We start from the raw sequence: 25,320 nt of genomic DNA, 5'->3' as shown, positions 1-25,320 counted from the left end.
AAAGAGTTCACAGGGGTAAATCTTTGCGGATTTAATGAATTCATAATAAAACAATAAAAAACTCAGTGCTTCAGTGTCTTTGTGGTCATTTATAACTCTTGATTGACATTACAAACATTTATATACAAATGCGAAACAGTTTAAAACTACTATTACTCCTGGCCATCCAAATTGGCTTATGGTCGTGTGCAAACAATAAAACGGATTCATACGTGCCTGGAAAAAATTCCTTTAACAAAGGATGGGAGTTTATTAAAGACGTAGATTCTGATATTTCAGAACTTGCTCAGTCAAAATCTATTCAATGGGAAAAAATCTCCCTGCCACATACCGCTCAGATTGAACCTTTGGTAATTAAAGGAGATCAATGGCAAGGTACATGCTACTATAAAAAGAATTTTACCATAGCTAAAGAATTTACCAATAAACACCTTGGCTTTTACTTTGAAGGAGCCATGCAGGTTGCCGAAGTATATCTAAATGGTAAATTACTGAAAAAGCATTTTGGGGGATACCTGCCTTTTTATGTTGATATAACCAATGAAGTATCAACGAAAGCTGAAAACTGTCTGATTGTAAAACTGAACAACGAGAACAATCCTTTGGTACCACCAGGAAAAGCTATCGATGTTTTGGATTTTAACTTTTACAGTGGAATTTACAGAAATGTATGGTTATATGTAAAAGATCCATTGCACATTTCTAACGAATTTGAAGTGGATCATGTAGCTGCAGGTGGTGTTTTTGTTACCTATGAAAACGTAAGTAAAAAAGCAGCAGCTATAAATGTAGCTGTGGACATGAAAAATGATGATTCAAAAGACCAAAGCATTAAAATTCAGACAGAATTGTATCACGGTGATCATTTTATTCAATCTGTCACTTCTCCGGAACAATCAATTGACGCCAACTCTACAAGTGTTGTTAACAATAAACTAGAAATTGAAAATCCGGAACTGTGGTCTCCTAATTCACCTTCATTGTATAAACTTGTTGTAAAAACCATTTCCAATGGGCAGGCTGTTGACCAAAGATCTTTAAATATCGGAATCAGATCTTTTGAAATAACAGCGAAAGAAGGGTTCAAGATTAACGGTGAGAAATTAAAATTAAGAGGTACAAACAGACATCAGGAATATCCTTATGTTGGTTATGCACTTTCTGATAATGCCAACTTTCGTGATGCTTATAAAATTAAGCAAGCCGGTTTTAACTTTGTTCGTCTTTCGCATTACCCACAAAGCCAGTCGTTTATTAATGCTTGCGATGAGTTGGGGATTTTGGTGATGGATGCTATTCCCGGATGGCAATTTTTTGGTAATGACGAATTTCAGGATAATGCCATTAAAGATGTAAGAAGAATGGTTCGTGTGGATCGTAACCACCCTTCTGTAATTATTTGGGAAGCTTCATTAAATGAATCATCAATGACCGATGCGTTTATGGAAAAATCGCATCAGGCGGTTCATGAAGAGTATCCGGGAGCAAATGTTTACACCAGTGGATGGTTAGATTATGCTTACGACCTATTTATTCCTGCCCGCCAGCATGCTAAACCTCCTGTTTACTGGAACGATTACAAAAAAGACACCCCTTTATTTATTGCTGAATATGGAGATTGGGAATACTACGCACAGAATGCAGGTTTCAATCAGAAGGCTTTTAACGATTTATCAGATGAAGAACGTACATCACGCCAATTAAGAGCTTATGGACAAAAACGTTTGGCTCAGCAAGCCTTAAACTACCAGGAATCACACAACAGCAATTTACAAGGTAATGCTATTGGTGATGCCAACTGGTTAATGTACGATTACAACCGTGGTTATACCAACGACCTGGAAGCATCGGGCATCATGGATATTTTCCGCTTACCTAAGTTTGCATTCTACTTTTATCAAAGTCAGGCAAACATTGGGGAATCATCTATAAAAGATTTTGCTCAACCTATGGTTGCTATTGCAAACTACTACAATGATCCCTCATTCTTAAACATTAAAGTGTACAGTAATTGTGAAGAAGTGGAGCTATTTGTAAACAACAAAAGCGTGGGCAAACAAAAGCCCGATCAGGACAGAAACAGTACCCATTTAGCGCATCCGCCTTTTACTTTTCAACTGGAAGCATTTACTCCCGGACAAATTGAAGCGAAAGGTTATGTAAATGGGAAAGAGGTTGCCCAAGCCATTCAAAAAACCCCAGGCGATGCTAAATCAATCAAATTATGGATGGATGAAAGCGGCAAAAAGCTTCAGAGTGGATGTAACGATATGGTATTTGTATATGCAGCCATAGTGGATGAAAATGGAACCATTAATCCTTTGGCTGAAAATAGCATAAAATATACGATTTCCGGCGACGCAGAACTGATTGGTTCAAACCCTATAAATGCAGAAGCAGGTATTGCAACCATCTTATTAAAAGCAGGAGAAAATAAAGGCAGCATAAATATTACAGCATCTTCCGAAGGTCTTGAATCCGGAACCTTCGAAGTTACAATAGAATAAAAAAGCATGAAAATCAATTCATTAAAAAAGGAAAAACGAAGTATTCAAATCAGTGTTAATCATTACTATTTTATTTAATCAAAGAATATATACATATGAAAATCAGTATTAAAATAAGGTTGGCCTTAATGATTCTGTTTTGTAGTCTGGGAGCAGGAATAAATGCACAACAGACCCAAATATCAGGATCTGTTTTGGATGGCAAAACAAAAGAGCCTATTCCCGGAGTTACTGTTGTTGTTAAAGGAACTCAAAGGGGTGTTATTACAGATTTTAATGGCGACTATAGAATTGAAGCCAGCACAAGTGAAACATTATTGTTTTCCTTTATTGGATATCAAACTCAGGAGTTACCATTAGCTAATGCTGCAAGTACTACAATATACCTGCAATCTGATATTGTAAATATGGACGAGGTTGTTGTTGTTGGATACGGACAGCAGAAAAAAGGGGATTTAACAGGTGCTGTTTCTAATGTATCTGCTAAAGATTTTAACCAGGGTACAGTTAGTTCTCCTGCACAGTTAATCAACGGTAAAGTATCCGGAGTTCAGATTACTTCTGGTAGTGGATCTCCGTCAAGTGGTAGTACCATCCGTATTCGTGGTGGAGCATCGCTGAATGCCAGTAACGATCCTTTAATTGTGTTGGATGGTGTGCCTTTGGAAGCTGGTGGTATCAGTGGTAACAGCAACAACTTTTTAAGCTTGATTAACCCAAGCGATATTGAAAGCATGACTGTTTTAAAAGATGCCTCTTCTACTGCGATCTATGGTTCAAGAGCTTCAAATGGTGTAATTATCATCACTACAAAAAAAGGATCTCAGGATAAGATGAAGATTAGCTTTTCAACCAACAATTCTATTCAGGTTAAAACCAAGTTAGCGGATATGTTATCTACATCTCAGTTCCATAACCTGGTTCAAACGGAAGGTTCAGAAGAACAGATTGCCATTCTTGGATCTGAGAATACCAACTGGAATGATGAAGTTTTTAAACCTGCTTTTGGTTCTGATAACAACTTAAGTATATCAGGTGCTGTTGCTAATGTTCCTTACCGTGTGTCGATTGGTTACTACGATCAGGATGGTATTTTAAGAACCGACAACATGAAAAGATCTACAGGAAACTTATCTGTGTCTCCTAGTTTCTTTGATGATCACTTAAAAGTAAATTTAGGTGTTAAGGGTTCTTACAACAAAAATACTTTTGCCAATACCAGTGCAATCTGGGGTGCTACAACATTTAACCCTACACTACCTGTTTACTCTGGAAACGATGATTTTGGTGGATATTACGAAGCTATTGATGATGAAGGTAATCCTGTAAATGGTGCTGTTTTAAATCCATTGGGAATGTTAGAGCAATATCATTCAACCAGTACTGTAAACAGAATTATTGGTAATATGGATGTGGATTACAAACTGCACTTTTTACCCGACTTGCGTTTACATGCTACCCTAGGTTATGATTATGCCGAAGGTGAAGGAAATATCTATGTGCCAGCAACAGCTGCACAGTATTATTTAAGTGATGGTCGTGATTACTCTTACGGACCTCAAAAGAAAGAGAACAAACTATTAACAACCTATTTGAATTATAAAAAGCAGCTTGAAAATATTAACAGTAACATTGATTTTACTTTAGGTTACGATTATCAATATTGGAAAAGTACAACCAATGCTTACGAAACTTATAATACATTAGGTGTTTCTCAAAGCTCTGTAGCTGCTGATGATCAACGTCACTCATTAATCTCTTACTATGGAAGATTAAACTACAACTTGAAATCTAAGTATATGCTAACGGCTACAATCCGTCAGGATGGTACTTCTCGTTTTAGCGATGATAACCGTTGGGGTACTTTCCCTTCTTTAGCATTAGCATGGAGACTTTCTGAAGAGTCCTTTTTAGCTGGAGTTGAAGCTTTATCGAACTTAAAATTAAGAGCCAGTTACGGTATTACCGGTCAGCAGGAAGGCATTGGAAACTACAACTACTTACCTGTTTACACCATTAGCCAGTTAGGTGCTCAGTATATTTTTGGATCTGATGCCATCAACACTTATCGACCAGAGGCTTATATTTCTGATTTAAAATGGGAAACAACAAAGGCCTACAACTACGGTATTGACTTTGGATTTTTAAACAACCGCATTTCTGGTTCTGTTGAGTATTACACTCGTAAAACTGAAGATCTTTTAGCAACGGTTCCTTCACCTGCAGGTACTAACTTCGACAAGAACATCTTGACTAACGTAGGTAATGTGGATAGTGAGGGTATTGAAGTTTCTTTAAACCTTACTCCTGTTGATAATGAAACATGGGGCTGGGATATGAGCTTTAATGCTACATGGCAAAAGCAAACCATTAAAAACCTTTCTATCATTCCGGGAACTGAAATTACCAATACATCCGTTGGTCCTACTATCGATAGTTATCACTTCCAGGTGCTAACAGAAGGATATGCGCCTTATATGTTCTATGTTCACCATCAACTTTATACCGAAGATGGTAAACCAATTGAGGGCGCTTATGCAGATATTAACAATGATGGCAATATCAATACTGCCGATTTATACAGATACCACTCTCCTTCTCCTGATTACATACTTGGATTCAGTACATCTGTACGTTATAAAAAGTGGAGCTTAAGTACCAGTCTTCGTTCATATATCGGAAACTATGCATACAACGGAATGGCTATGAATGCTGGTGCTTTCGGAACTATGTCGTACAATGCTTATCAGTTGAACAACCTGCATAAAAGTTATTTAGAGACCGGCTTTCAAAGCAGACAATATCTATCTGATTACTACGTAGAAAATGCTTCATTCTTAAAAATGGATAACCTTTCATTAAACTACAATTTTGGTAAAGTGAAAGATATGTTTAACCTGAATATTTCGGCTATGGTACAAAACGTATTTACCATAACAAACTATTCTGGTGTTGATCCGGAGATTTCAAATGGTGTAGATAATTCATTCTATCCTCGTCCACGAATTTTCTCTGTGAGTTTAGGTATTGACTTTTAATTATTAAAGATCTAAAAATGAAGAAATTATTATATATACTATTTATTGTAAATGTGCTCATTTACACATCTTGCACCAGCGAATTAGATCAATATCCAAATATTGAGGAAACATCGCAAACGGTGTATTCGGATCCTGCCAATTATATTTCGGCCTTAGCTAAATGTTACTCTTCATTTGTAACTGCCGGACAAGAAAAAGGTGGTGGTGATGCCGACCTGAGCAGTAACAATGGTTACGATTATATGCGTTGTTATTTCAATGTACAGGAGGCTGGAACTGATGAACTGGGTTCTACCTGGATTGAAGGTGATAATATTGGTGATTTAACCTTTTTAACCTGGGATGCCAACGACCCTTGGGTTGCTGATATGTACTATCGTTGTTATTACTCAATTTCTCTTTGTAATGAGTTCTTGAAAAATTGTACTGAGGCTAAAATTTCAGGATTTACAGCAGAAGAACAAGATGCTATCAGATTATATAAAGAAGAAGCCCGTTTTCTTCGTGCATTATCTTATTTCCATGCAATGGATTTGTTTCATGATATCCCATTTGCTGACGAAGATGTAATTGGTAGTTCAACCCTGCCTGAAGAAAAAACATCAGCTCAGATATTTAACTTCCTTACTACTGAATTAAAAGATTGTAGTGACAACATGTTGGATATTGATGCTTGCGAATATGGTCATGCGCCTCGTGCTGCAGCATGGATGCTATTATCGCGCATGTATTTAAATGCAGAAACTTATGAAGTGGGTGCTAAATACGATTCGTGTATGATCTACGCTCAAAAAGTAATTGACGAAGGTTATGCATTAGAGGCTGATTATGGCAAATTATTTAATGCTGACAACCACCTAAGAGTGGGTCGTGGTAATGAAATTATTTATCCTCTTGTTGTTGATGCTACACATGTACTTTCATGGGGTGCTACCACCTATTTAGTGTGTGGTGAAGTGGACACGGATAACGGTCCTGCTGCTGAAAGCGTTGGTGTTGCCAGTGCATGGAGTATGTTCAGAGTAAGAGGTGAAATTCCTGCGCTATTCGACATGGATAATGACTCAAGAGCGATGTTTTATGGCGATGGTCAAAGTCAATACATGGATAATGGTGTAGATGACAGAACAGGAGGATTTTTTGTACAAAAATGGAGTAACCTGAATGATGCAGGTGAAGCAGCTACCAACACATCAAGCGATGGTGTAAACACGGATTTCCCAATGTTCCGATTGGCAGATGCTTATTTAATGTATGCTGAAGCAGCTGCTCGTTCAAATACCAACATGTCAACAGCATTGGGTTATGTAAACGAATTAAGAACTATGCGTAATGCAGCAACGGTTACTGAAAGTAATTTAATGGCTACTACAAATGGAATTCCATATAAGTTTTTCCTTGATGAAAGAGCCAGAGAATTATACTGGGAATGTGTTAGAAGAACTGATTTAGTTCGTTTCAACTGCTTTACTTCTGACAATTATATCTGGCAATGGAAAGGTGGTGTAAAAGATGGTAAGGCTGTAGAGGAAAAGTACAACATCTACCCTATCCCAAGTGCAGAATTATCAGCTAATCCAAATTTATCAAACGACGATTATTAGTAAAAAGATATTATTATGAACAAATTATTCATATATCTGGCATTATGCTGTTTTGCAATCTTTACAGCATGTGAAAACGATGGAGACAAAATTATTGTTTCCGGATTGGGTTCATCGGATATTGTATCAAGTGAATCTGATATTGTATTGACCAAGGATAATAAGGATGCTCCGATGTTAGCCTTAACATGGAATGAAAGCGAACTTACCATAAGCAATCAGGCCATGAGTTTGCCTTCAGTTATTCCAAATACTATTCTTGAAATTTCAAATACGGAGAACTTTGAGAGCATATTAACTGTGGAACCCAATGAGAACATTTACTCATTTACAGGTGCTGCTTTAAATACATTAGCAAAAAACTTTGAGTTTACGCCGGATGAAAGTACACCAATGTATTTCAGAATTAACGTAGCTTATGGAGATAACACAAAATCATATTACAGCAATACTGTTGTAGCTAATATCACAAGCTATACCATAGACATGTCCAAAGGTTTCATCCTTGATGCCGATCAGGCTGAAACTGGCTTTGTATTGTATGCTCCGGATTCTGATGGTGAATATTACGGATTTACCGGTGCTGGTGCTTGGAATAACTGGTACTTATTAGAAGGCGACGGAACCATTTGGGGGAATGATGGTGTTGATGGATCAGCATTCTTGTTATCGTCTGATGAATCTACGCATTGGAACTTCTGGTATCCGGGTCAGGGAGGATGTTATTATACTACCTTAAGTGCCCCTAACCAGCAATGGACAGCCACGTATATTCCATCATTAACTTTAAGTGGAGATATAGAAGCTGAAATGACTTTTGAGAAATCTGAGGTAAAATGGTTTGTTTCTGTTACAACTACAACAGATAATGCAACGGTTAAAGTAAGCGCTGCTGATGCTAAATTGTATAACCTTTCAACTGGCACTAACGATGATGCTGCAGTTGCAAGAGAATTTGGATTTATTCCTGCTGAAGATGGTAGTTTAACTTTTGATATGGCAGCAGCTAATGCTGGTGATATTACATTTGGAACTGCCGGAGACTATACACTTACTTTCTATCTTGCTGATCCAACAAACTGGCATTACGAAATTACTGAAGGTTCAACTGTTGTTGAAGATCCGGTTAGTCCTTACTTGTATTTACCTGGTATTGATGATGGAATTTCCGGAGGATGGACATTTGATAATTACCTAAGATTATTAAGTGAAGATGATCTTACTTACGCAGGAATTGTTAATGTAAATTCATTATATGGATATGAATTGGCTATAGAAGATGGTAACTGGGACGATGTTTATAAATTAGGAGAAACAGAAGGAACAATCGCATTCCAGGGTGCAGATAACATTCCTGCTCCGGGAACCGGAATGTACTTAATTCAGGCTGATCTTACGAATCTTACCTATGCACACACTGAAGTAACAAGTGTGAGTTATACCGGATTTAACGATGATTGGAATTTGGTTGAAATGACTCCAGCTTCTGTTGAAGGAGTTTACACCAGCAGTGTTACAATTAGTGGAGCATCAGAATGGGGTGCACAATTATACTTAAATGGTGGTTGGGATTATTCCTTTGGTGGTACTGATGGTTCCTTATATTTCGGAGGAAATGGAATTGCTGATGATGCATCTATTAATACCGGAACTTACGACTTAATTGCTGATGTAATCAACCAGACTTATGTATTATTAGGTGATGAAGTTTATATTGCAGGATTAAATGATGTTTGGAATTTTGAAGCAGTAGTATTGACAAAAACAAGTACAGGCGTTTATACCGGAACTGCTACCATAAATTCACCTTCACCATGGGGAATGGTTATTCACATTGATCAGTCGTGGAACAGATATTTTGGTGGTTCTTTTGATTCATTAACTTATTTGGACGAAAACATTACTGATGATCAAAGTTTAGCTAATGGTACCTATAATGTCACCATTGACTTTATTAATAACACCTGTTCGTTTGAGGCGCAATAAGTTCTCTTATTATAGCCCTTTTTAATATCTGTAAAAAATGAGATAAGGTATTCGAAATGGATACTTTATCTCATATTAAAACGAATTATTATAACTTATTTAACAATGAAGATTACAAAATTACTTTACCTCATCATATTCATTTTCATCGCTTTTACCGCTTGCGATGATGATGACAACAAAAAAACAATTCCTGTTGATCCACCAGTTGAAAAAGACATGAGTGGTTTTGCCCATGGAGCAGATGTAAGTTGGCTTACAGAAATGGAAAGTCAGGATGTGTTGTTTTACAATGCCGAAGGTTCAGAAACAGAATGCATGTCTTTACTTAAAGATATGGATATGAACGCTATTCGTTTAAGAGTTTGGGTTAACCCTACTGATGGATGGTGTAATAAAACCGACTTTTTGGTAAAAGCCAAACGTGCCAACGACCTTAAAATGCGTATTATGGTTGATTTTCACTATAGCGACAGTTGGGCCGATCCGGGTAAACAAAATAAACCTGCAGCATGGGAAGGATTCACTTTACAGGAATTGGTAGCTGCAGTTGAAGCACATACCACTGATGTTTTAACCGCATTAAAAGATTGGAATATTACTCCTGAATGGGTTCAGGTAGGTAACGAAACAACCTATGGAATGCTTTGGGACGATGATGAATCCATATCTGGCGGTTTAACTGCAAATAACGGAGCTAATTATACTCAATTGCATAATGCAGGATATGATGCTGTTAAAAGCGTTTTTCCTGATGCTAAAGTAGTATTGCACATCGACAGAGGAAACCGAAGTGACTTAACCCAAAACTTGCTTACAATTACAAATGCAAACAATATTAAAATCGATGTATTAGGATTTTCTCTATATCCTGAAACAGACAATTGGGAGAGCTATACTACTTTATGCATTAATAATATGCAATGGGTAGTTGATACCTATGGTTTGGATGTGATGATTTGCGAAGTAGGTATGTCAAACGATGCACCAGAAACAGCTCAATCGTTTTTATCACAATTAGTAAGTCAGGTAAGTGCTATTACCGACAACCAGGGAAACAGCAAAGGTTTAGGTGTGTTTTACTGGGAACCTCAATGTTACAACAATTGGAAAGGTTATACAAAAGGAGCTTTTGACTCAGAAGGAATGCCTTCAGCTGCACTAAGCGCTTTTGCAAAATAAAAAACCATTAGTTTTAATTTTAGATGATGATGCTTTAGCTATCGAACATGATAAACTAAAGCATCATTTTTGTTTTATTTATTCATTCATGTACAGGTTCAAGTTTGTAGACCCATCTTTTGGTTCAAGTTTACAACTTGGACCTTTATTTATAACATTAGTATTAGCACATCCTCTGGTTCACCTCTGCTGGTTCAAGTTTGTAACTTGGACCTTAATTTATAACATTTTTGTTAGCTCGTCCACTGGTTCAAGTTTGCAACTTGGACCTTCATCACATTCTTAAAATAAATTAGTAAGAGATAAAACCCTGCAACAGAGATGCCTCAAAGAATTATAAGCTAGCTGCAAACTTCTTGCTCCTTTCTCTCTGCTCCCTGTTCTATCTGCATATACCCTGTTCCAAACCTCTGCTGGTTCAAGTTTGCAACTTGGACCTTCATCACATTCCTAAAACAAATTAGTAAGAGATAAAACCCTGCAACAGAGATGCCTCAAAAAATTATAAGCTAGTTGCTAATTTCTTGCTCCTTTCTCCCTGCTCTCTGTTCCATCTGCATATACCCTGTTCCAAACCTCTGCTGATTCAAGTTTGTAACTTGGACCTTAAAGCCTGTTCTCGTTCAAGTTTGTAACTTGGACCTTCATCAACTTAATTTAATCCCCTCCTACTCTTCATTCTACCATCAAATCCTTACTTTTGTAATTAGCCATAGGTTTAACCTATAAAACTGCAATAATATTTAATTACAAAAGATATGGACAAAAAAGTATATGTATTCCTTGCTGATGGTTTTGAAGAAGTAGAAGCATTAACCCCTGTTGATGTTTTAAGAAGAGCAGATATTAACGTAACAACAGTTTCTATAAGCAATTCATTAACAGTAACAGGCTCTCACCAAATTTCCGTTTTGGCTGACGCCTTATTTACTGATCTTGAATTTTCAGATGCTGATATGTTGGTTTTACCCGGTGGTTTACCAGGAACTCACCATCTAAATGATCATAAAGAATTGATTAATCTGTTACTGGAATTTTCGGCAAAAGGTAAATTAATTGGTGCCATTTGCGCTGCCCCATTAATTCTTGGTCAACAAAAGTTATTAGAAAACAAAAATGCCACCTGTTACCCCGGCTTTGAAGACAATTTAATCAATGCTGACTACACTGCTCAACCTGTTGAAGTTGCTGACAACATCATTACCGGACAAGGAGTTGGTGCTGCTATGAAATTTGCCTTACAATTGGTTGCTATGTTTAAAGGTGATGAGTTTACCAATGAATTAGCGCAAAAGATGGTGGTTTCGTAAAAACAAATCGTATCAAACAGATACCGCAAGTTTTTAACTTGTGGCATAATATATCATCAAAATATTTAAGTGCGACTCCTCTGGAGTCGTTTCTTATTAAGAAACATATACTATAAACATGTGATGCCTCTGGCATCATATTCTGAAGTACATTTCTATCAAATAGTAAACTCCATGCACTGGTTCAAGTTTGTAACTTGGCCCCTTGCTCTCATAGATTTAAACCTTTAATCCACGATATATTGATCTTACTAATGCACTGAATGATGATGATTAAAGACTAAGTCCGTTAATACAATTAGTGATCAGGACAAAACCAAAGTTATCCACCTATACATGTAAACTTTACTGCCGCAAGTTTGTAACTTGTGGCACATCATTATATCACTCTACCATTGAATACAAGCCTATTCTTTTAAATGATAACTCTCGTAATTGGCTAGTCAAGTAATCATATGGATTAATAATTTATGAAAAATTCAGGATGATACCGGAGGTATCACATGTTTATAGAATATTGCACACATCACAAATCGACTCCAGAGGAGTCGCACCAACATCATTCATTCCATTTAAACAAATAATCGTTTATAAATTCAATATATTTGGGGTTAAATACCTACAAGGATGGCATTTTGAGTTACAAGGTTGGATCAAATACCTACAAGGATGGCATTTTTACTTACAAGATTGGGTCATAACCTTACAAGGATGACATTTTGAGTTACAAGGTTGGGTCAAATACCTACAAGGATGGCATATTTGGTTACAAGGTTGGGTCAAAACCTTACAAGGATGGTATTTTTACTTACAAGGTTGGGTTAATTCTATAAGTTTTCGTAGATCTGCCGCAAGTTTGTAACTTGAGATGCACCACATAATAACCTGCTCAATATTTCCATTGTTACTCCAAATAAATTTCCCACGTACTGTTTCAAGTTTGCAACTTGGCCCCCTCACTCTCTCAGATATGCAATCATCGAAATTATTGTATCAAAGAATAAATTATATATAACGGAAAAATTATTTCCTATTTATCGACTAAAAAACTACTTTTGGGTCATTTTTATCATAATTAACCAATAATACCATGCGCGCTAAACATTTTATTGCGATTCTATTTTTATTCTTCGGAATAACTACTTATGCTCAAAAAGCTTATTTTCAGCAAGAAGTAAATTACACAATACATGTTAATTTAAACGATCAGGAACATTTTTTAAATGGAAATGTGGAAATGGAATATGTTAACCATTCACCTGATGAGCTTTCATTTATTTGGATTCACTTATGGCCCAATGCATACGCCAGCAATGAAACCGCATTAGGAAAGGAACAATTAAAAAGCAGTCCTTTTTCAACCGTTTTAGAAAGAGAAGAAACAAGGGGTTATATCGACTCTTTGAATTTTACTTCTGATTCTAAAACACTGAATTGGGAATTTCACCCAAAGCATAGTGATATTTGCAAGGTTGTATTACCCAATAGCCTTAAACCAGGAGCATCAATTAAGATAAATACACCCTTTCGTGTAAAAATTCCTGATGGAGATATTTCCCGCTTAGGACATAGCAAACAGACTTACTCTATAACTCAGTGGTATCCTAAGCCTGCTGTTTATGATCAATATGGCTGGCACGAAATGCCTTATCTTGATATGGGAGAATTTTTCTCGGAATTTGGATCATTTGATGTTTATATCACTGTCCCTGAAAACTATAGAGTTGCTGCAACCGGAATTCTTCATAACGAAAATGAAAAAGCCTGGCTGGATTCTCTCGCTACCATTCATCCGGAGGATCAGGATCTGGAAAAAACAGCTCCATCGGCAAGCAAAACTAAAACACTGCATTTCAGTGAAAACCGCGTTCATGATTTTGCATGGTTTGCCGATAAAAATTATCATGTTCAAAAAAGTAAAGTAACCCTGTCAGATGGAAATGATGTTACAACCTGGACATTTTTCTCCGATAAAAATAAAAAAACATGGATGGACGCTACATCTTATGTAAATGATGCCATTTCTTATTATTCAAAATGGAATGGAAACTATCCATATCAAAATTGTACAGCTGTTGAAGGACCTTTAACTGCTGGTGGTGGAATGGAATATCCGGGAATAACAGTAATTGGAGAGGTGGATAATACACTACAGCTTGAAGAGGTTATTATGCACGAGGTAGGCCACAACTGGTTTTATGGTTTTCTTGCAAGTAATGAACGTCGTTATCCTTATATGGACGAAGGTGTTAATTCGGCCAATGAACAACGTTACATGACAACAAAATATCCCAATTATACGCTAAGCAATTATTTAAACAATGAAAAATTAGGCCATTTATTGGGTGTAGATAAAGTCTCTTATCGCCAGCTAAAAGAGCTGATGTATTCTTTAAATGAAAAACGAAATTACGATCAGCCTATCAACTTACATTCTGTTGATTACACCGAAAACAATTATGGTTCTATTGTGTATTCTAAATCGGCTAATATGTTTAACCATTTACGCCAGTATTTAGGTAATGATGTTTATGATAGTATTTTTCATTCTTATTACAACAAAAATGTATTTCAACATGTGTATCCTTCCGATTTGGAGACTGCTTTTAAAGAAGGAACCGATAAAAATCTGGATTGGTTCTTCCGTGACTGGCTTGAAACAACAAAACATTCGGATTATGCCCTTAAAAAGAGCAAAGGCTCGCAGGTATTGGTAAGAAATTCAGGTCCTGTAAACTCACCATTTTTAGTTGAAGCAGTTCAGGATTCTGTGGTTACTGCTCAAAAATGGGTTGATGGGTTTGACGGAAAACAATGGGTTGATCTAGGAACAACTAATTATGACCATGTGTACATTGATAAAGATAACAAAACCTACGATTTTGACAGGCATAATAATTACCTGAAGGCATCTGGCCTATGCAAAAAAACAGAACCTGTTAAATTCAAATTTGGAACCGGACTGGATTTCACCGATCAAACAGAAGTATATTATGTTCCTTTTGCAACCTACACGGTTCCTGGTGGTTTTATGCCGGGTATCAAATTCCATAATAAAACACCTTTCCAAAAGAAAGTTGAGTATGATATTACTCCGATGTACAGTTTTAAATCTGACTTATTTGCCGGATCAGGAAAACTGAACTTCTTCATTCCTTTACAAAGTAGTTTTATCCGAAATATATACCTAAATACAACAGCTTTACAGTACGCTGCTATCTATGATCATACAATTCAAAAATTGGGTGCAAAACTTAAATTGGAATTTCGCGATCCGGTAAATAATAATCATGAGTTTTTCTTCTACTCCAATGCAACCTATGCCACCAGAATAGAAGATATTACTTACAATAATTCAGATTCTGATTTTAACTTTTATCTAAACAACGGATTTCAGTATAAAAACATATCGGAGCGTTTTCCTATGGATATATTTGCTGATATTGAAAACACTTCAGATTTTACCCGAATCACTTTTAATGCTGATTTTAAAATAGGGATAGCTCGTAATAAAGACTTGTTTATCCATTTTAATTCACGCAATTTTATTGGTGAAGGACCTCGATATATGTTTTATCGTAACCAACTTATGGGTACTAATGGTGTTACTGATTACAAATACGATAATATATTCTACGATCGCTTTAAAGGATCTGCAAAGTTTAACGGAAATCAATTTATTAATGATGGTGGTGGATTTAGCGTATCCTCCCCTGAAGGTTTCTCTAATTCATGGATGAACTCTTTAAATCTGAGTTATTCATTAACTAATGTAATTCGCCCATACATAAATACAGCAATTTACGAATCGTTAGCTAAAGACACTCGTTTTGCATGCGAAGCCGGTATACGTCTCGGAATAAGAGACATTGCAGAGGTTTACTTTCCATTATATTATACCAACACTGATTTTGGAAGTGCTAACGAAGATACTTATAACATCTATGACAACTACAAATTAAACATTCGCTTTATGCTTAACATCAATAAAATGAATCTATTCGATCTTCGTAATATGATTCCTTATTAATCGTCGAACTCAAACTAGATATAAGATACTGCCGCAAGTTTTTAACTTGTGGCTTATCAACCTATTTACTCCCGCAGGTTTGTAAATTGTGGCCTGTCAATCTATCAAAACAAAATCAACCAAACCTTTATTTCCTGTATAATCAACAGCACTACTGTAATAGTAATCTCTATTTTTACATTTATAGCCTCTATTACACAACATGGATGTAAAATATTTTTTCCTTGTTTATTTTATCATACAATTCATTTTACCACAAGTTGTAAACTTGCGGTAGATGACGGATACTGCCGCAAGTTTGTAACTTGTGGCCTGTCACTCCATCAAAACAACATCAACCAATCCTTTACTACCTGTATAATCAACAGCACTACTGTTATTGTAATCACTATTTTACTTTTATTGCCTCTATTACACAACATGGAAGTAAAATATTTTTTCCTTGTTTATTTTATCATATAATTCATTTTACCACAAGTTGTAAACTTGCGGTAGATGACGTAATAATTATTATAAACTCTACCGCTACAATTATAGAAATGTTGTCCCTCCTCTGCCGCAAGTTTGTAACTTGTGGCCTGTCACTCTATCAAAACAACATCAACCAAACCTTTACTACCTGTATAATCAACAGCACTGCTGTAATAGTAGTCCTCAGGTTCCTTTACAAAGCCATCCTTTACCGGATTATAATGCAAGTAATTTAATTTCTGGTCTAATATTTTATTATCAAACAACTCGATAGGCTGGTTATGCTGTTGCCAAAATTGATAATGTGTATTGTTTCCATTTTTGTTTCCAGCTTTCTCAAACATCCATAACATCCACTCTTTTCTACTTTCTTGAGGATTTTCTTTAATTGCGTTTATTATAGTCTTTGATGTATGTTTCTTTAAATCCCTTAGGATATCCTGCATATTCTCTTTCTTTGTACCAATTATCATGTGTACGTGGTTGGTCATTAAAACCCATGCATACACTATTAAACCTTTTTCTTTGATGCAATAATTTACACTATCAATAAAAATATCCTTGTAAATAGTTCTAGTAAAAACATCTATCCAATAGACTGTAGCAAAAGAAATAAAGTATGGTTTTTGCTGATCTTGGAACTTGTAATTTCTGCTCATCTTTTCAATTATTAAACTATAAATTATTTAACCACAAGTTCAAAACTTGCGGTAGATGACGGATACTGCCGCAAGTTTGTAACTTGTGGCCTGTCACTCTATCAAAACAACATCCAACAAACCTTTACTGCCTGAATAATCAATATCTCTACTGTTATTGTAATCACTATTTTACTTTTATTGCCTCTATTACGAAACAAGGATGTAAATATTTTTTCCTTATTTATTTTATCATACAATTCATTTTACCACAAGTTGTAAACTTGCGGTAGATAACGTAATAATCTTTCTCATTAGTTTAAGGTTTATTGTGAATACTTATATAAGATATAAGAAATAATAAAAATACGTAAATAAATTACTTTTATGGTATTACCTACTTTCTTAACTAATAATTAAAAGGATTACTTATTTTTGCGTCAAATTAAAAAATAACTGATGGAGAAAGATTTTGCAACCAAGTGTTTTGTTTGTGGAAAAAAACTGGAAGAAATCAAAAACATAAATATGGTTACCAATCTTCCTGTATGTGATGATTGTAAAGATTCTGATCAGGAAAAACAAAAAGAAAAGGAAGCTCTTGACTCCTTAGCTGATGGTTTTGTTTGTGGATGTATATAAACAGTATTCAGTACTCAGTATTCAGTATTCAGTTATATACATTATTAAACAGATAACTTTCAGCAAACTATTAATCACAAATTGCTAGCTCAATTAACAATAAAAAGATTCAATTAAATATATGTCTGTTAATTACTTATCCGTAGAAAACCTAACGCACCATTATGGTGATGTACGATTATTTGACAATTTAAATTTTGGTATTTCCGAAGGTGAAAAAGTAGGTTTAATTGCCCGTAATGGAACTGGAAAAACAACCCTGTTAAATATTTTGGCACAGATATTACCTTGTGACGCAGGTTCTGTTATTTATCGTAAAGGTATCACTATCGGTTACCTTCCTCAGTTACCGGAGGTTAATGATGCGAATACAGTTATTGAAGAAATTTTTGAATCGGAAAATCCTCAGGTTATTGCTATTAAAGCTTATGAACAAGCACTTGAGAGTGGTAACCATGAAGAATTGGGACATTTAATTGAAGAATTGGATAAACTGGGGGCCTGGGATTTTGAAGCACGTATCAAGCAAATTCTTACGCAGCTTAAAATCACTAAGTTTGATCAACTTATAGGTCAGCTTTCCGGTGGACAAAAAAAGAGGGTTGCTCTGGCGCATATTTTAATTAGTGAACCTGATTTCTTAATTCTGGATGAGCCAACAAACCATCTTGATCTTGAAATGATTGAATGGCTGGAGGATTTTATGTCGCGCTCAAAGGCTACACTTTTAATGGTTACTCACGACAGATATTTTCTGGACAGAGTTTGTAACGAGATCTATGAACTAGCTGATCAAACGCTCTATCATTATAAGGGAAACTACCAGTATTTCCTTGAAAAAAGAGAAGAAAGAATCTCTACTCACAATGCTCAGGTTGAAAAGGCTAAAAACCTTTTAAAAACAGAGCAGGACTGGATGAACCGTATGCCTCAGGCACGGGGAACAAAAGCTAAATACCGTGTGGATGCCTTTGATGATTTAAAGAAAAGAGCCCATAGCGGAATACAGGAACAAAGCATTAACCTTGATATTAAAGCGGCACGATTAGGTAAAAAAATTATTGAGTGTTTTAATGTTTCAAAAGCCTTTGGCGACCTGAAAATACTGGATGATTTCAATTACAAATTTGCTCAGGGCGAAAAGGTGGGTATCATTGGTAAAAACGGAACAGGTAAATCTACTTTTCTTAATACCATTACCGGAGCTTTAGAACCGGATTCAGGTCACCTGGAAACTGGCGAAACCGTTGTGGTTGGTTATTATCGTCAGGATGGTATGAAAATAGAGGACGATAAAAAGGTGATTGATGTGATTTCTGATATTTCAGAGTCAATTACATTGGGGTCAGGAAACTCAATGAGTCCGGCACAGTTTCTTCGTCACTTTTTATTTCCAAACGAAATGCACTATGTTCAGGTTGAAAAACTGAGCGGTGGAGAAAAGAAACGCTTGTATCTGATGACGGTTTTGATGAAAAATCCGAACTTCCTGATTCTGGATGAGCCTACAAACGATCTGGATATTTTTACACTTAATCTATTGGAGGAATACCTGCAAAACTTTAGTGGTTGTGTGGTTATTGTATCGCACGACAGGTATTTTATGGATAAAATTGTGGATCACTTATTCGTTTTTGAAGGACAAGGTGTTATAAAAGATTTCCCGGGTAACTATTCTATCTATCACGATTTTAAAATAGAAGAAGAAAAAGAAAAACGTAAAGTTGAGAAAGAGAAAAAAGAACCAGTTCTAAGAGAGAAACCAAAGGACAAACCCAAAAAGCTTTCATTTAAAGAAAAGAAAGAAATGGAGCAGCTTGAGGTGGATATGGAAGAATTAAACACAGAAAAGGAAACCATTGAAAACGAATTAAACTCCGGCTCTTTAAGTCCTGAAGAAATTGGTGATAAAGCCAAGCGCTTAAATGAAATCATGGAATTTTTGGATGAAAAAGAAATGCGCTGGTTAGAATTAAGTGAGATAGAAGGGTAACTATCTATATTGTACTATGGCATAATTTTATTTAATAACTTATATTATTAAAGAGATCGTCTCTAGATAATGAGACAATCTCTTTTTTTTTATTATTTCATAAACTTATATTTTATTATCTTCTCTTTTGATCTTATCATTAAGAAATAAGTACCATTAGGTAACGCTGAAACTGGAATTGATTCATCATTATCTATTGTTCCTGAATAAACACGTATACCTTTTATTGAATAAATGTCAACATCACATCGTTCTATTATGCCTTTAATATAAATATTATCAACAACTGGGTTTGGATAAATAGATAATATATTGTCATCTTTTTCATCTATTCCGGTAGGGGTATCTGTTACTTTTATTGTAAAACTTGCTGTAGTTTTATTTCCTGCTGCATCAGTCGCTGTATAAGTTACTTCTGTTTCACCAATAGCAAACTGATCTCCTGATGAATAATCTGAAGAGAAAGAACTGACATTTATATCATCAGTAGCTGTAGGTTCGTCCCAACTTACAGTCGCATAACTTTGGCCTTCATCCACAGAAACATTTATATCTTCAGGCATATTAGAGATAACAGGAGCAAAAGCTGCAGATGAAGTTAATTTAATTTCAGACGAATAACCAGATAAGTTTGATATCCTAAAAAAATAGCTTGTAGAAGCTAAAATTTTGTCGGTAGGTTTAATACAAAATTCAAATTCTTTCCTAGTATTAGCGGGTAGTTCTGAATTTATTAAATTCGTAGACTCAATCATAAAACCTCCTTCTGCAAATGTATAAGCTCCCGTATAGGATGACAATTGCTCCGTTGTCAAATCTCCTTGTTCAAAGTTATCTGATAATGCCAACTCAAAGGCATTATCAGAACCATCACTTACTATATTTGTAAAAGCCACATTATCGACAGAATAACCTAATTGCGCACTACTTATATTTACAGATGAGAATACATCCTCCGGATAATAAATAGAAACACGCAATCTGAGTACATCTGTGCTTTCGATTATGACAGGTGTATTTTCTTCGGCTTTCCATGTTGCTGAGGCTTGGTCACCATCATCGTTTCTCCAGCGATAAGTTCCCTGATAGAAGTTACCAGCCATCACATTTGATACTCCAATAAATAGAGTAAATAAAATAATTAAGAGTTTAATTTGCTTCATATTAGAAAAAATGTTTAATAAAAATATAAGATAACAATACACTAATAATCAATAGAAATACTATTTTTCTGTAACGAAAATATGAACACGATTCCTCATAAGTTATCTCATTAACTATAACATGGGGCTCTTTGGTGTTCATATGAACATTTAATTCTCCTTTCGCATTAATGAGACCACTATAACCACAATTGGCATTTACTATTATAGGTTTACGATTCTCAATTGCTCTTAAACGAGTACAATACAGATGCTGTTTTATCAAATATGTATTTGTAAACCAATTATCATTTGCAAGCAAGGTGAAAAAACCAATTTTATTAATAGCTAGTTTATTTGCAATTCTATCCACTAATGATTCATTACAAATCATTGTACCAAACAAACCGCAATTTTCGCTTCTAATGGGTAAAACAGAATTCCCTTCAATAACATTTGAATTAGAGGAACCCGAAAAAAAACTAAATTGTAATGGTTGATAATCGAATATTGGTTTTTCAAGTCCTCCTAAAAGTATTTGCTTATCATATCGTCCATGTACTTCCCCCTTTGAATTAAACAAATAAGCAGAGTTATATGAAAAACTATTTTTCAGAGTAAAATATGATATTAAGTAATCACAATTATTACTAGTCGTTTGTTTTATAATTTCTTCTAAAAAATCATCATCAGGTTGGTAACTCCAGGGAATAACTCCTTCATTCCAAATTATTATATCAGGATGTTGTTTTAAAGCTTTTTGATTTAAATTTAATAAGAGATGTACATATTTATTGACATTTTCCTCTTTCCATCTAAGTGTTGGATTTGAATTATCACAAACCAATGCCACTCTTATATTATTAGTTCCCTTTTTTGTTAATAGATTTAACCTAACAAAACCATATAAATGTATGAATAGTAATAATCCTGAATAAAAAAGAAAGTAGGTTCTGCTTTTCTTTAAGAATGCAAATGACAACAAAAGATTAAGACAAATGATAAAAAAAGACATTAGCCAAATACCCCCAATCTCTGCAATTTGACTAAAATATAAATTTGTCGACTCAATATATGCTGGATTATACAATAACCATGGCAAACTTTCAAAGATACAGCTAAAGCACCAATCTATTAACACAAAAAAAGAAGAAGTAGCGATAAGAATTAAAAATGCACTATTTTTCTTTGTCTTGTATTTCTTAGACAGATAATTCAAAAAGATAGTTGGTAATAATAATTTTATTCCCTGAATTAAGGAAATTAAGGGAATTATAAGGTATCCTAGTTGACTTTCTGAGTTTGTATACTGCTTAATTAAAGAAACGATCCAACCATACTGAACAAATCCTTGGGTTACTACTAATACCACAATGAGTTGTACTATTTGCCGATTCTTTAAATCGCTCTTCAGTACGTAACCAAATAATAATGAATAACAAAACCATCCAATAAGCCAAAAAAAATAATTATAAGCAATTCCCAAAAGGAATCCACTAATAATACCTATTAGATAACTATTGAAATTATTTATACTAAATTTAATCATATTTAAGCTAGGTTTATAATACTCTTATAGTATCATTTTAAATAATGCTACCATTTATTTTATAATTATCCTATATAGCAACTTTTAAATCAAGAAAAATTATTAAAAATATACGCTCGATACATTAGTTACTTTCTATATGATATAAGATAAACAAATATACGTTAGATTTTTAAACTATTTGACATTTAATGGAGTAAAGTAGAATGTTACAATTTGATTTTAGTGAGCTTTATTTATTAATAACTTGTGTCCGGTTAAAAGATGCCATAGGTATCACATATTCATAGAACTTTTCAATTATTCCTGAAATCCATATTGATGTTTGACTCCGTTAGAGTCGTTTTATTCTCTGATCATATATCTATAAATATAAACATGCAACCCACTGGTTTTTATCAGTATAAATACTTAATTTTCAACTTGTGTAAATATTACACTGTAAGTCTGAAACTATCTCCAGTAATAGTCTGCATAATATTCCAAATTACACTGATAAAAAAACACATCAACTTTATCCTTAACATAAGTACCTATTTTTAGACAAAAAAAAATAGAATAACAGTGAAATATTATTATCAAACATATACATATTCAATAATATACATTATTTATATAAAAGACATATACTAATACTTTGTTTATTAGAATATTTTTATGATAAGAATTTTATACATATATTTAAAAACGTTATTTTAAATTTTTAATCAAATAAAACATGAAGAATTTATTTTTAATCACAACCATCTTTTTAATCTTATTAAACCTAACAAATTGTACTAAAGATGATTTATCAATCAATCAATCAATCAATCAATCAATCAATCAATTAGCCAAGAACCTAAAAGTGAATCTAAAACAATCTTGGGCCGCAAACTAGAAAATCCATATACTGTAAAAAATATGAAAGCAGCATATGACTCAATTACCAAAAGCTCTACTATCAAACTCAACTCTACAATTAACATCACCACTACAGACTATTACGTAAAATTTCATCCCACAAGTGCAGAACAACTAAATATGCTCATAGCAGATTCACTTGAATTATTTACATTGCCTCTTGATTATGAAATTGAAGAATACGGGGAAGATTGTGACGAAGTTGACTCAGATGGAGGCCAATGGCTTTACACCTCTGTCCCATATAATTATCAGTTTAATACTGAAATACAATACGAAATATTAGCAGAACTATTTTTACCAGAAAGTGTGGAAGAATCCGATGATATTATTACTCAATCCAACAGTAATATACTTTATCAAATTGAAGAGAAATCTCTTCAACTAACGGGCAACAAAGAGGAATCTGATAATAACACCATTTCAACCTTAAGCAAAAAACGCCCTACTGGATATGTATATGTCTCAGATACAGAAACCGGTAATGATTCCGTTCCTGTTATGGGAATAAAAGTAAGAACAGTACATTGGTTTAAATACGGAAAAGCATTTACTGATGAAAATGGATATTATAGTATTGATAAAAAATATAGAAATAAACCAAGATATGTATTAATTGCGGAAAACAAGTCTGGTTTTAAAATACGTAACCACTTTACTTCATTAGCCACTGCCCGAATTAAAGTTGGTCATCACTCAAAAAGTGGTTATACTTTTACTATTGATTCTGGATCCGGATGGCGGTTTTGCACGGTAAACAATGCCGTTGTAAAATACAGAAATTATTGTACAAATATGGGAATAGGTTTACCCCCTAGTAACCTAAGAATAACAGCCCGAGATACAGACGGCAATGGAGCTGCCCCCATGCTTAAACATGTATATGGAGCTGTTGGATTTACAAAACCATCTACTATAGTTAATTTTTTAAAATGCATTGGGTGTACTGTTATATCAACTACCGAGGCAAGCATTTTAGTAAAACTTTTTGCTCCTGATATTATTATACCGGCAGAGAAAAATCTAGGCAGTGCTAAAATATTTGAAACTACCTGTCATGAACTAGCACATGCCTCCCATTATAATCAAGTAGGAAAGTTTTTCTGGGTAAAATACATCAATTACATTGTAGCCAACGGAAACGATGACGAACCTTACGGCGACGGAACTGCTAAAAATGCAGAATTATGCGCTTTAAGCGAAGCATGGGCTTATAATTTGGGTTATAAACTTACTTTAGATGAATATGGGGATAATAATTCTGTTGTAACAAAGACAGCTTTTGAATGGTTTAAACCGAAAGAAACAGGTGATAGTGATGATGATATTTTTCATCCTGATTACCTTTATTATAATTGGTATGGATGGATTCCCGCTGGCATCATGAATGATTTGGTAGATAACAACCAAGACAACATAAGAACTGGCTACACTGATAAAGTCAATGGCTTTACTTACGAAGAATTATTTGATGCATTGCAATCTGACATAAGAAGCCCACAGGAGTTTAGAGATCAATTATTATCTACTTGTGATGAAGATGAAATAGATAATATCAATGATCTTTTTGAAGCTTATTATTGGAATTAATTTTTTAACTCTAATTATGTAACTTAAAAACAAAATGAAACATTTCTCATTAATATTAACACTCTTTACAATTACACTTTCAATCTCTTCTTGTAAGGACAATTATGATCCTATTTCATATCAAATTAATAATTCATCCGATTACGACTTAAAGATTGTTGGCTATTCAGCTTTTGATAAATCGTATAACGATACCCTTTTAATATCATCATATGAAATAAAAGAATTATTTTACCGTGAATCAAAAGATATAAAAGACACTGAACGTCTTAACGAAACGTTTACCGATATATATGATTCATTATTAATTTACATCGACAATAACATTGCAAAAAATTATCATCACGAAGATGCTTTTTTTGATATTGAAAACTGGAATTTAATTCAAGATGATGATAAATTTGACGCATTTTATTATTTAACTAACGATTCCTTAGATATATAAAAATAATATATTTAAGAGGCTGATTTATATTCAGCCTCTTTTTTTGATATTTCACAACATTACTATAAAATATTTTTTTTAAGAATAATACAGATTATTATACAAGCCTCACAGGAGTTTAGAGATCAATTATTATCAATTTGCGATGAAGATGAAATAGATAATATCAATGATCTTTTTGAAGCTTATTACTGGAATTAGTATTTATCATTAATAACATTAAAACATTAAAGAAATGAGATATAGCATAATAGCCTTTATATTTATACTAACTATTTTTAATGCTT

Annotated in this window: 15 protein-coding genes; 12 read left to right on the top strand and 3 right to left on the bottom strand. The window is 34.3% G+C overall.

The genetic code is table 11. From position 1 onward, the window contains the following. Nucleotides 1-128: 128 nt before the first annotated feature. The 7 genes from OM075_RS14170 (at nt 129) to OM075_RS14140 (ending at nt 15,660) form a co-directional block, all read left to right on the top strand. Nucleotides 129-2,507, top strand: coding sequence for a glycoside hydrolase family 2 protein (locus OM075_RS14170; RefSeq protein WP_301191183.1), 2,379 nt, complete (start codon nt 129-131; stop codon nt 2,505-2,507). Between the two features lie 95 nt (nt 2,508-2,602). Further along, complete coding sequence (locus OM075_RS14165; protein WP_301191182.1) at nt 2,603-5,545, top strand: SusC/RagA family TonB-linked outer membrane protein; 2,943 nt, start codon at nt 2,603-2,605, stop codon at nt 5,543-5,545. 17 nt (nt 5,546-5,562) lie between these two features. Then, nucleotides 5,563-7,152, top strand: a complete 1,590-nt coding sequence (locus tag OM075_RS14160) for a RagB/SusD family nutrient uptake outer membrane protein (RefSeq protein ID WP_301191181.1) — start codon at nt 5,563-5,565, stop codon at nt 7,150-7,152. 15 nt (nt 7,153-7,167) lie between these two features. Beyond that, a complete protein-coding gene (locus OM075_RS14155) occupies nt 7,168-9,138 on the top strand; it encodes a DUF8037 domain-containing protein (protein ID WP_301191180.1) in 1,971 nt (656 codons plus the stop codon). A gap of 105 nt (nt 9,139-9,243) precedes the next feature. Continuing rightward, a complete protein-coding gene (locus tag OM075_RS14150) occupies nt 9,244-10,320 on the top strand; it encodes a glycoside hydrolase family 53 protein (protein WP_301191179.1) in 1,077 nt (358 codons plus the stop codon). 758 nt (nt 10,321-11,078) lie between these two features. Further along, nucleotides 11,079-11,630: a DJ-1 family glyoxalase III gene (locus OM075_RS14145; RefSeq protein WP_301191178.1), complete on the top strand. Its 552-nt coding sequence runs from the start codon at nt 11,079-11,081 to the stop codon at nt 11,628-11,630. A gap of 1,090 nt (nt 11,631-12,720) precedes the next feature. After that, the gene (locus OM075_RS14140; protein ID WP_301191177.1) at nt 12,721-15,660 is read left to right on the top strand and encodes a M1 family metallopeptidase; all 2,940 of its coding nucleotides are present in this window, start codon (nt 12,721-12,723) and stop codon (nt 15,658-15,660) included. A gap of 581 nt (nt 15,661-16,241) precedes the next feature. Here the strand turns inward: OM075_RS14140 and OM075_RS14135 are convergent. Beyond that, on the bottom strand, nt 16,242-16,790 hold the full coding sequence (locus OM075_RS14135; protein ID WP_301191176.1) for an REP-associated tyrosine transposase: 549 nt from the start codon (nt 16,788-16,790) through the stop codon (nt 16,242-16,244). 438 nt (nt 16,791-17,228) lie between these two features. Here OM075_RS14135 and OM075_RS14130 point away from each other — a divergent pair, with 438 nt between their 5' ends. Then, on the top strand, nt 17,229-17,411 hold the full coding sequence (locus OM075_RS14130; RefSeq protein ID WP_301191175.1) for a hypothetical protein: 183 nt from the start codon (nt 17,229-17,231) through the stop codon (nt 17,409-17,411). A gap of 121 nt (nt 17,412-17,532) precedes the next feature. After that, nucleotides 17,533-19,404 carry an ABC-F family ATP-binding cassette domain-containing protein gene (locus OM075_RS14125; RefSeq protein ID WP_301191174.1) on the top strand — a complete coding sequence of 624 codons (1,872 nt, stop codon included), beginning with the start codon at nt 17,533-17,535 and terminating at the stop codon, nt 19,402-19,404. 92 nt (nt 19,405-19,496) lie between these two features. On the opposite strand, the gene OM075_RS14120 is transcribed toward OM075_RS14125, so the two are convergent. Then, entirely contained in the window at nt 19,497-20,567 is a 1,071-nt protein-coding gene (locus OM075_RS14120) for an HYR domain-containing protein (RefSeq protein ID WP_301191173.1), read from the bottom strand. Nucleotide 20,568: 1 nt separating this feature from the next. After that, nucleotides 20,569-22,032, bottom strand: a complete 1,464-nt coding sequence (gene lnt / locus OM075_RS14115) for an apolipoprotein N-acyltransferase (RefSeq protein WP_301191172.1) — start codon at nt 22,030-22,032, stop codon at nt 20,569-20,571. Between the two features lie 781 nt (nt 22,033-22,813). On the opposite strand from lnt, the gene OM075_RS14110 reads away from it, so the two are divergent. Genes OM075_RS14110 through OM075_RS14100 form a run of 3 tightly spaced genes read left to right on the top strand, consistent with a single transcriptional unit; the run spans nt 22,814 to nt 25,033 of the window. Beyond that, on the top strand, nt 22,814-22,975 hold the full coding sequence (locus OM075_RS14110; RefSeq protein WP_301191171.1) for a hypothetical protein: 162 nt from the start codon (nt 22,814-22,816) through the stop codon (nt 22,973-22,975). 23 nt (nt 22,976-22,998) lie between these two features. Further along, nucleotides 22,999-24,588, top strand: a complete 1,590-nt coding sequence (locus OM075_RS14105) for a hypothetical protein (RefSeq protein ID WP_301191170.1) — start codon at nt 22,999-23,001, stop codon at nt 24,586-24,588. Between the two features lie 34 nt (nt 24,589-24,622). Next, nucleotides 24,623-25,033 (top strand): hypothetical protein, encoded by a 411-nt coding sequence (locus tag OM075_RS14100; RefSeq protein WP_301191169.1) that lies wholly within the window; start codon nt 24,623-24,625, stop codon nt 25,031-25,033. Nucleotides 25,034-25,320: the final 287 nt, after the last annotated feature.

This window comes from Plebeiibacterium sediminum, assembly GCF_026013605.1.
GTDB classification, from domain to species: Bacteria; Bacteroidota; Bacteroidia; order Bacteroidales; family Marinilabiliaceae; genus Saccharicrinis; species Saccharicrinis sediminus.
This window is presented reverse-complemented; position numbering and strand designations above follow the sequence as displayed.

What these genes read in the sequence shown, in the direction of transcription:
- OM075_RS14170 (WP_301191183.1), top strand. Translation starts at nt 129, where the DNA reads ATGCGAAACAGTTTAAAACTACTATTACTCCTGGCCATCCAAATTGGC.
- OM075_RS14165 (WP_301191182.1), top strand. Translation starts at nt 2,603, where the DNA reads ATGAAAATCAGTATTAAAATAAGGTTGGCCTTAATGATTCTGTTTTGT.
- OM075_RS14160 (WP_301191181.1), top strand. Translation starts at nt 5,563, where the DNA reads ATGAAGAAATTATTATATATACTATTTATTGTAAATGTGCTCATTTAC.
- OM075_RS14155 (WP_301191180.1), top strand. Translation starts at nt 7,168, where the DNA reads ATGAACAAATTATTCATATATCTGGCATTATGCTGTTTTGCAATCTTT.
- OM075_RS14150 (WP_301191179.1), top strand. Translation starts at nt 9,244, where the DNA reads ATGAAGATTACAAAATTACTTTACCTCATCATATTCATTTTCATCGCT.
- OM075_RS14145 (WP_301191178.1), top strand. Translation starts at nt 11,079, where the DNA reads ATGGACAAAAAAGTATATGTATTCCTTGCTGATGGTTTTGAAGAAGTA.
- OM075_RS14140 (WP_301191177.1), top strand. Translation starts at nt 12,721, where the DNA reads ATGCGCGCTAAACATTTTATTGCGATTCTATTTTTATTCTTCGGAATA.
- OM075_RS14135 (WP_301191176.1), bottom strand. Translation starts at nt 16,790, where the DNA reads ATGAGCAGAAATTACAAGTTCCAAGATCAGCAAAAACCATACTTTATT.
- OM075_RS14130 (WP_301191175.1), top strand. Translation starts at nt 17,229, where the DNA reads ATGGAGAAAGATTTTGCAACCAAGTGTTTTGTTTGTGGAAAAAAACTG.
- OM075_RS14125 (WP_301191174.1), top strand. Translation starts at nt 17,533, where the DNA reads ATGTCTGTTAATTACTTATCCGTAGAAAACCTAACGCACCATTATGGT.
- OM075_RS14120 (WP_301191173.1), bottom strand. Translation starts at nt 20,567, where the DNA reads ATGAAGCAAATTAAACTCTTAATTATTTTATTTACTCTATTTATTGGA.
- OM075_RS14110 (WP_301191171.1), top strand. Translation starts at nt 22,814, where the DNA reads ATGAAGAATTTATTTTTAATCACAACCATCTTTTTAATCTTATTAAAC.
- OM075_RS14105 (WP_301191170.1), top strand. Translation starts at nt 22,999, where the DNA reads ATGAAAGCAGCATATGACTCAATTACCAAAAGCTCTACTATCAAACTC.
- OM075_RS14100 (WP_301191169.1), top strand. Translation starts at nt 24,623, where the DNA reads ATGAAACATTTCTCATTAATATTAACACTCTTTACAATTACACTTTCA.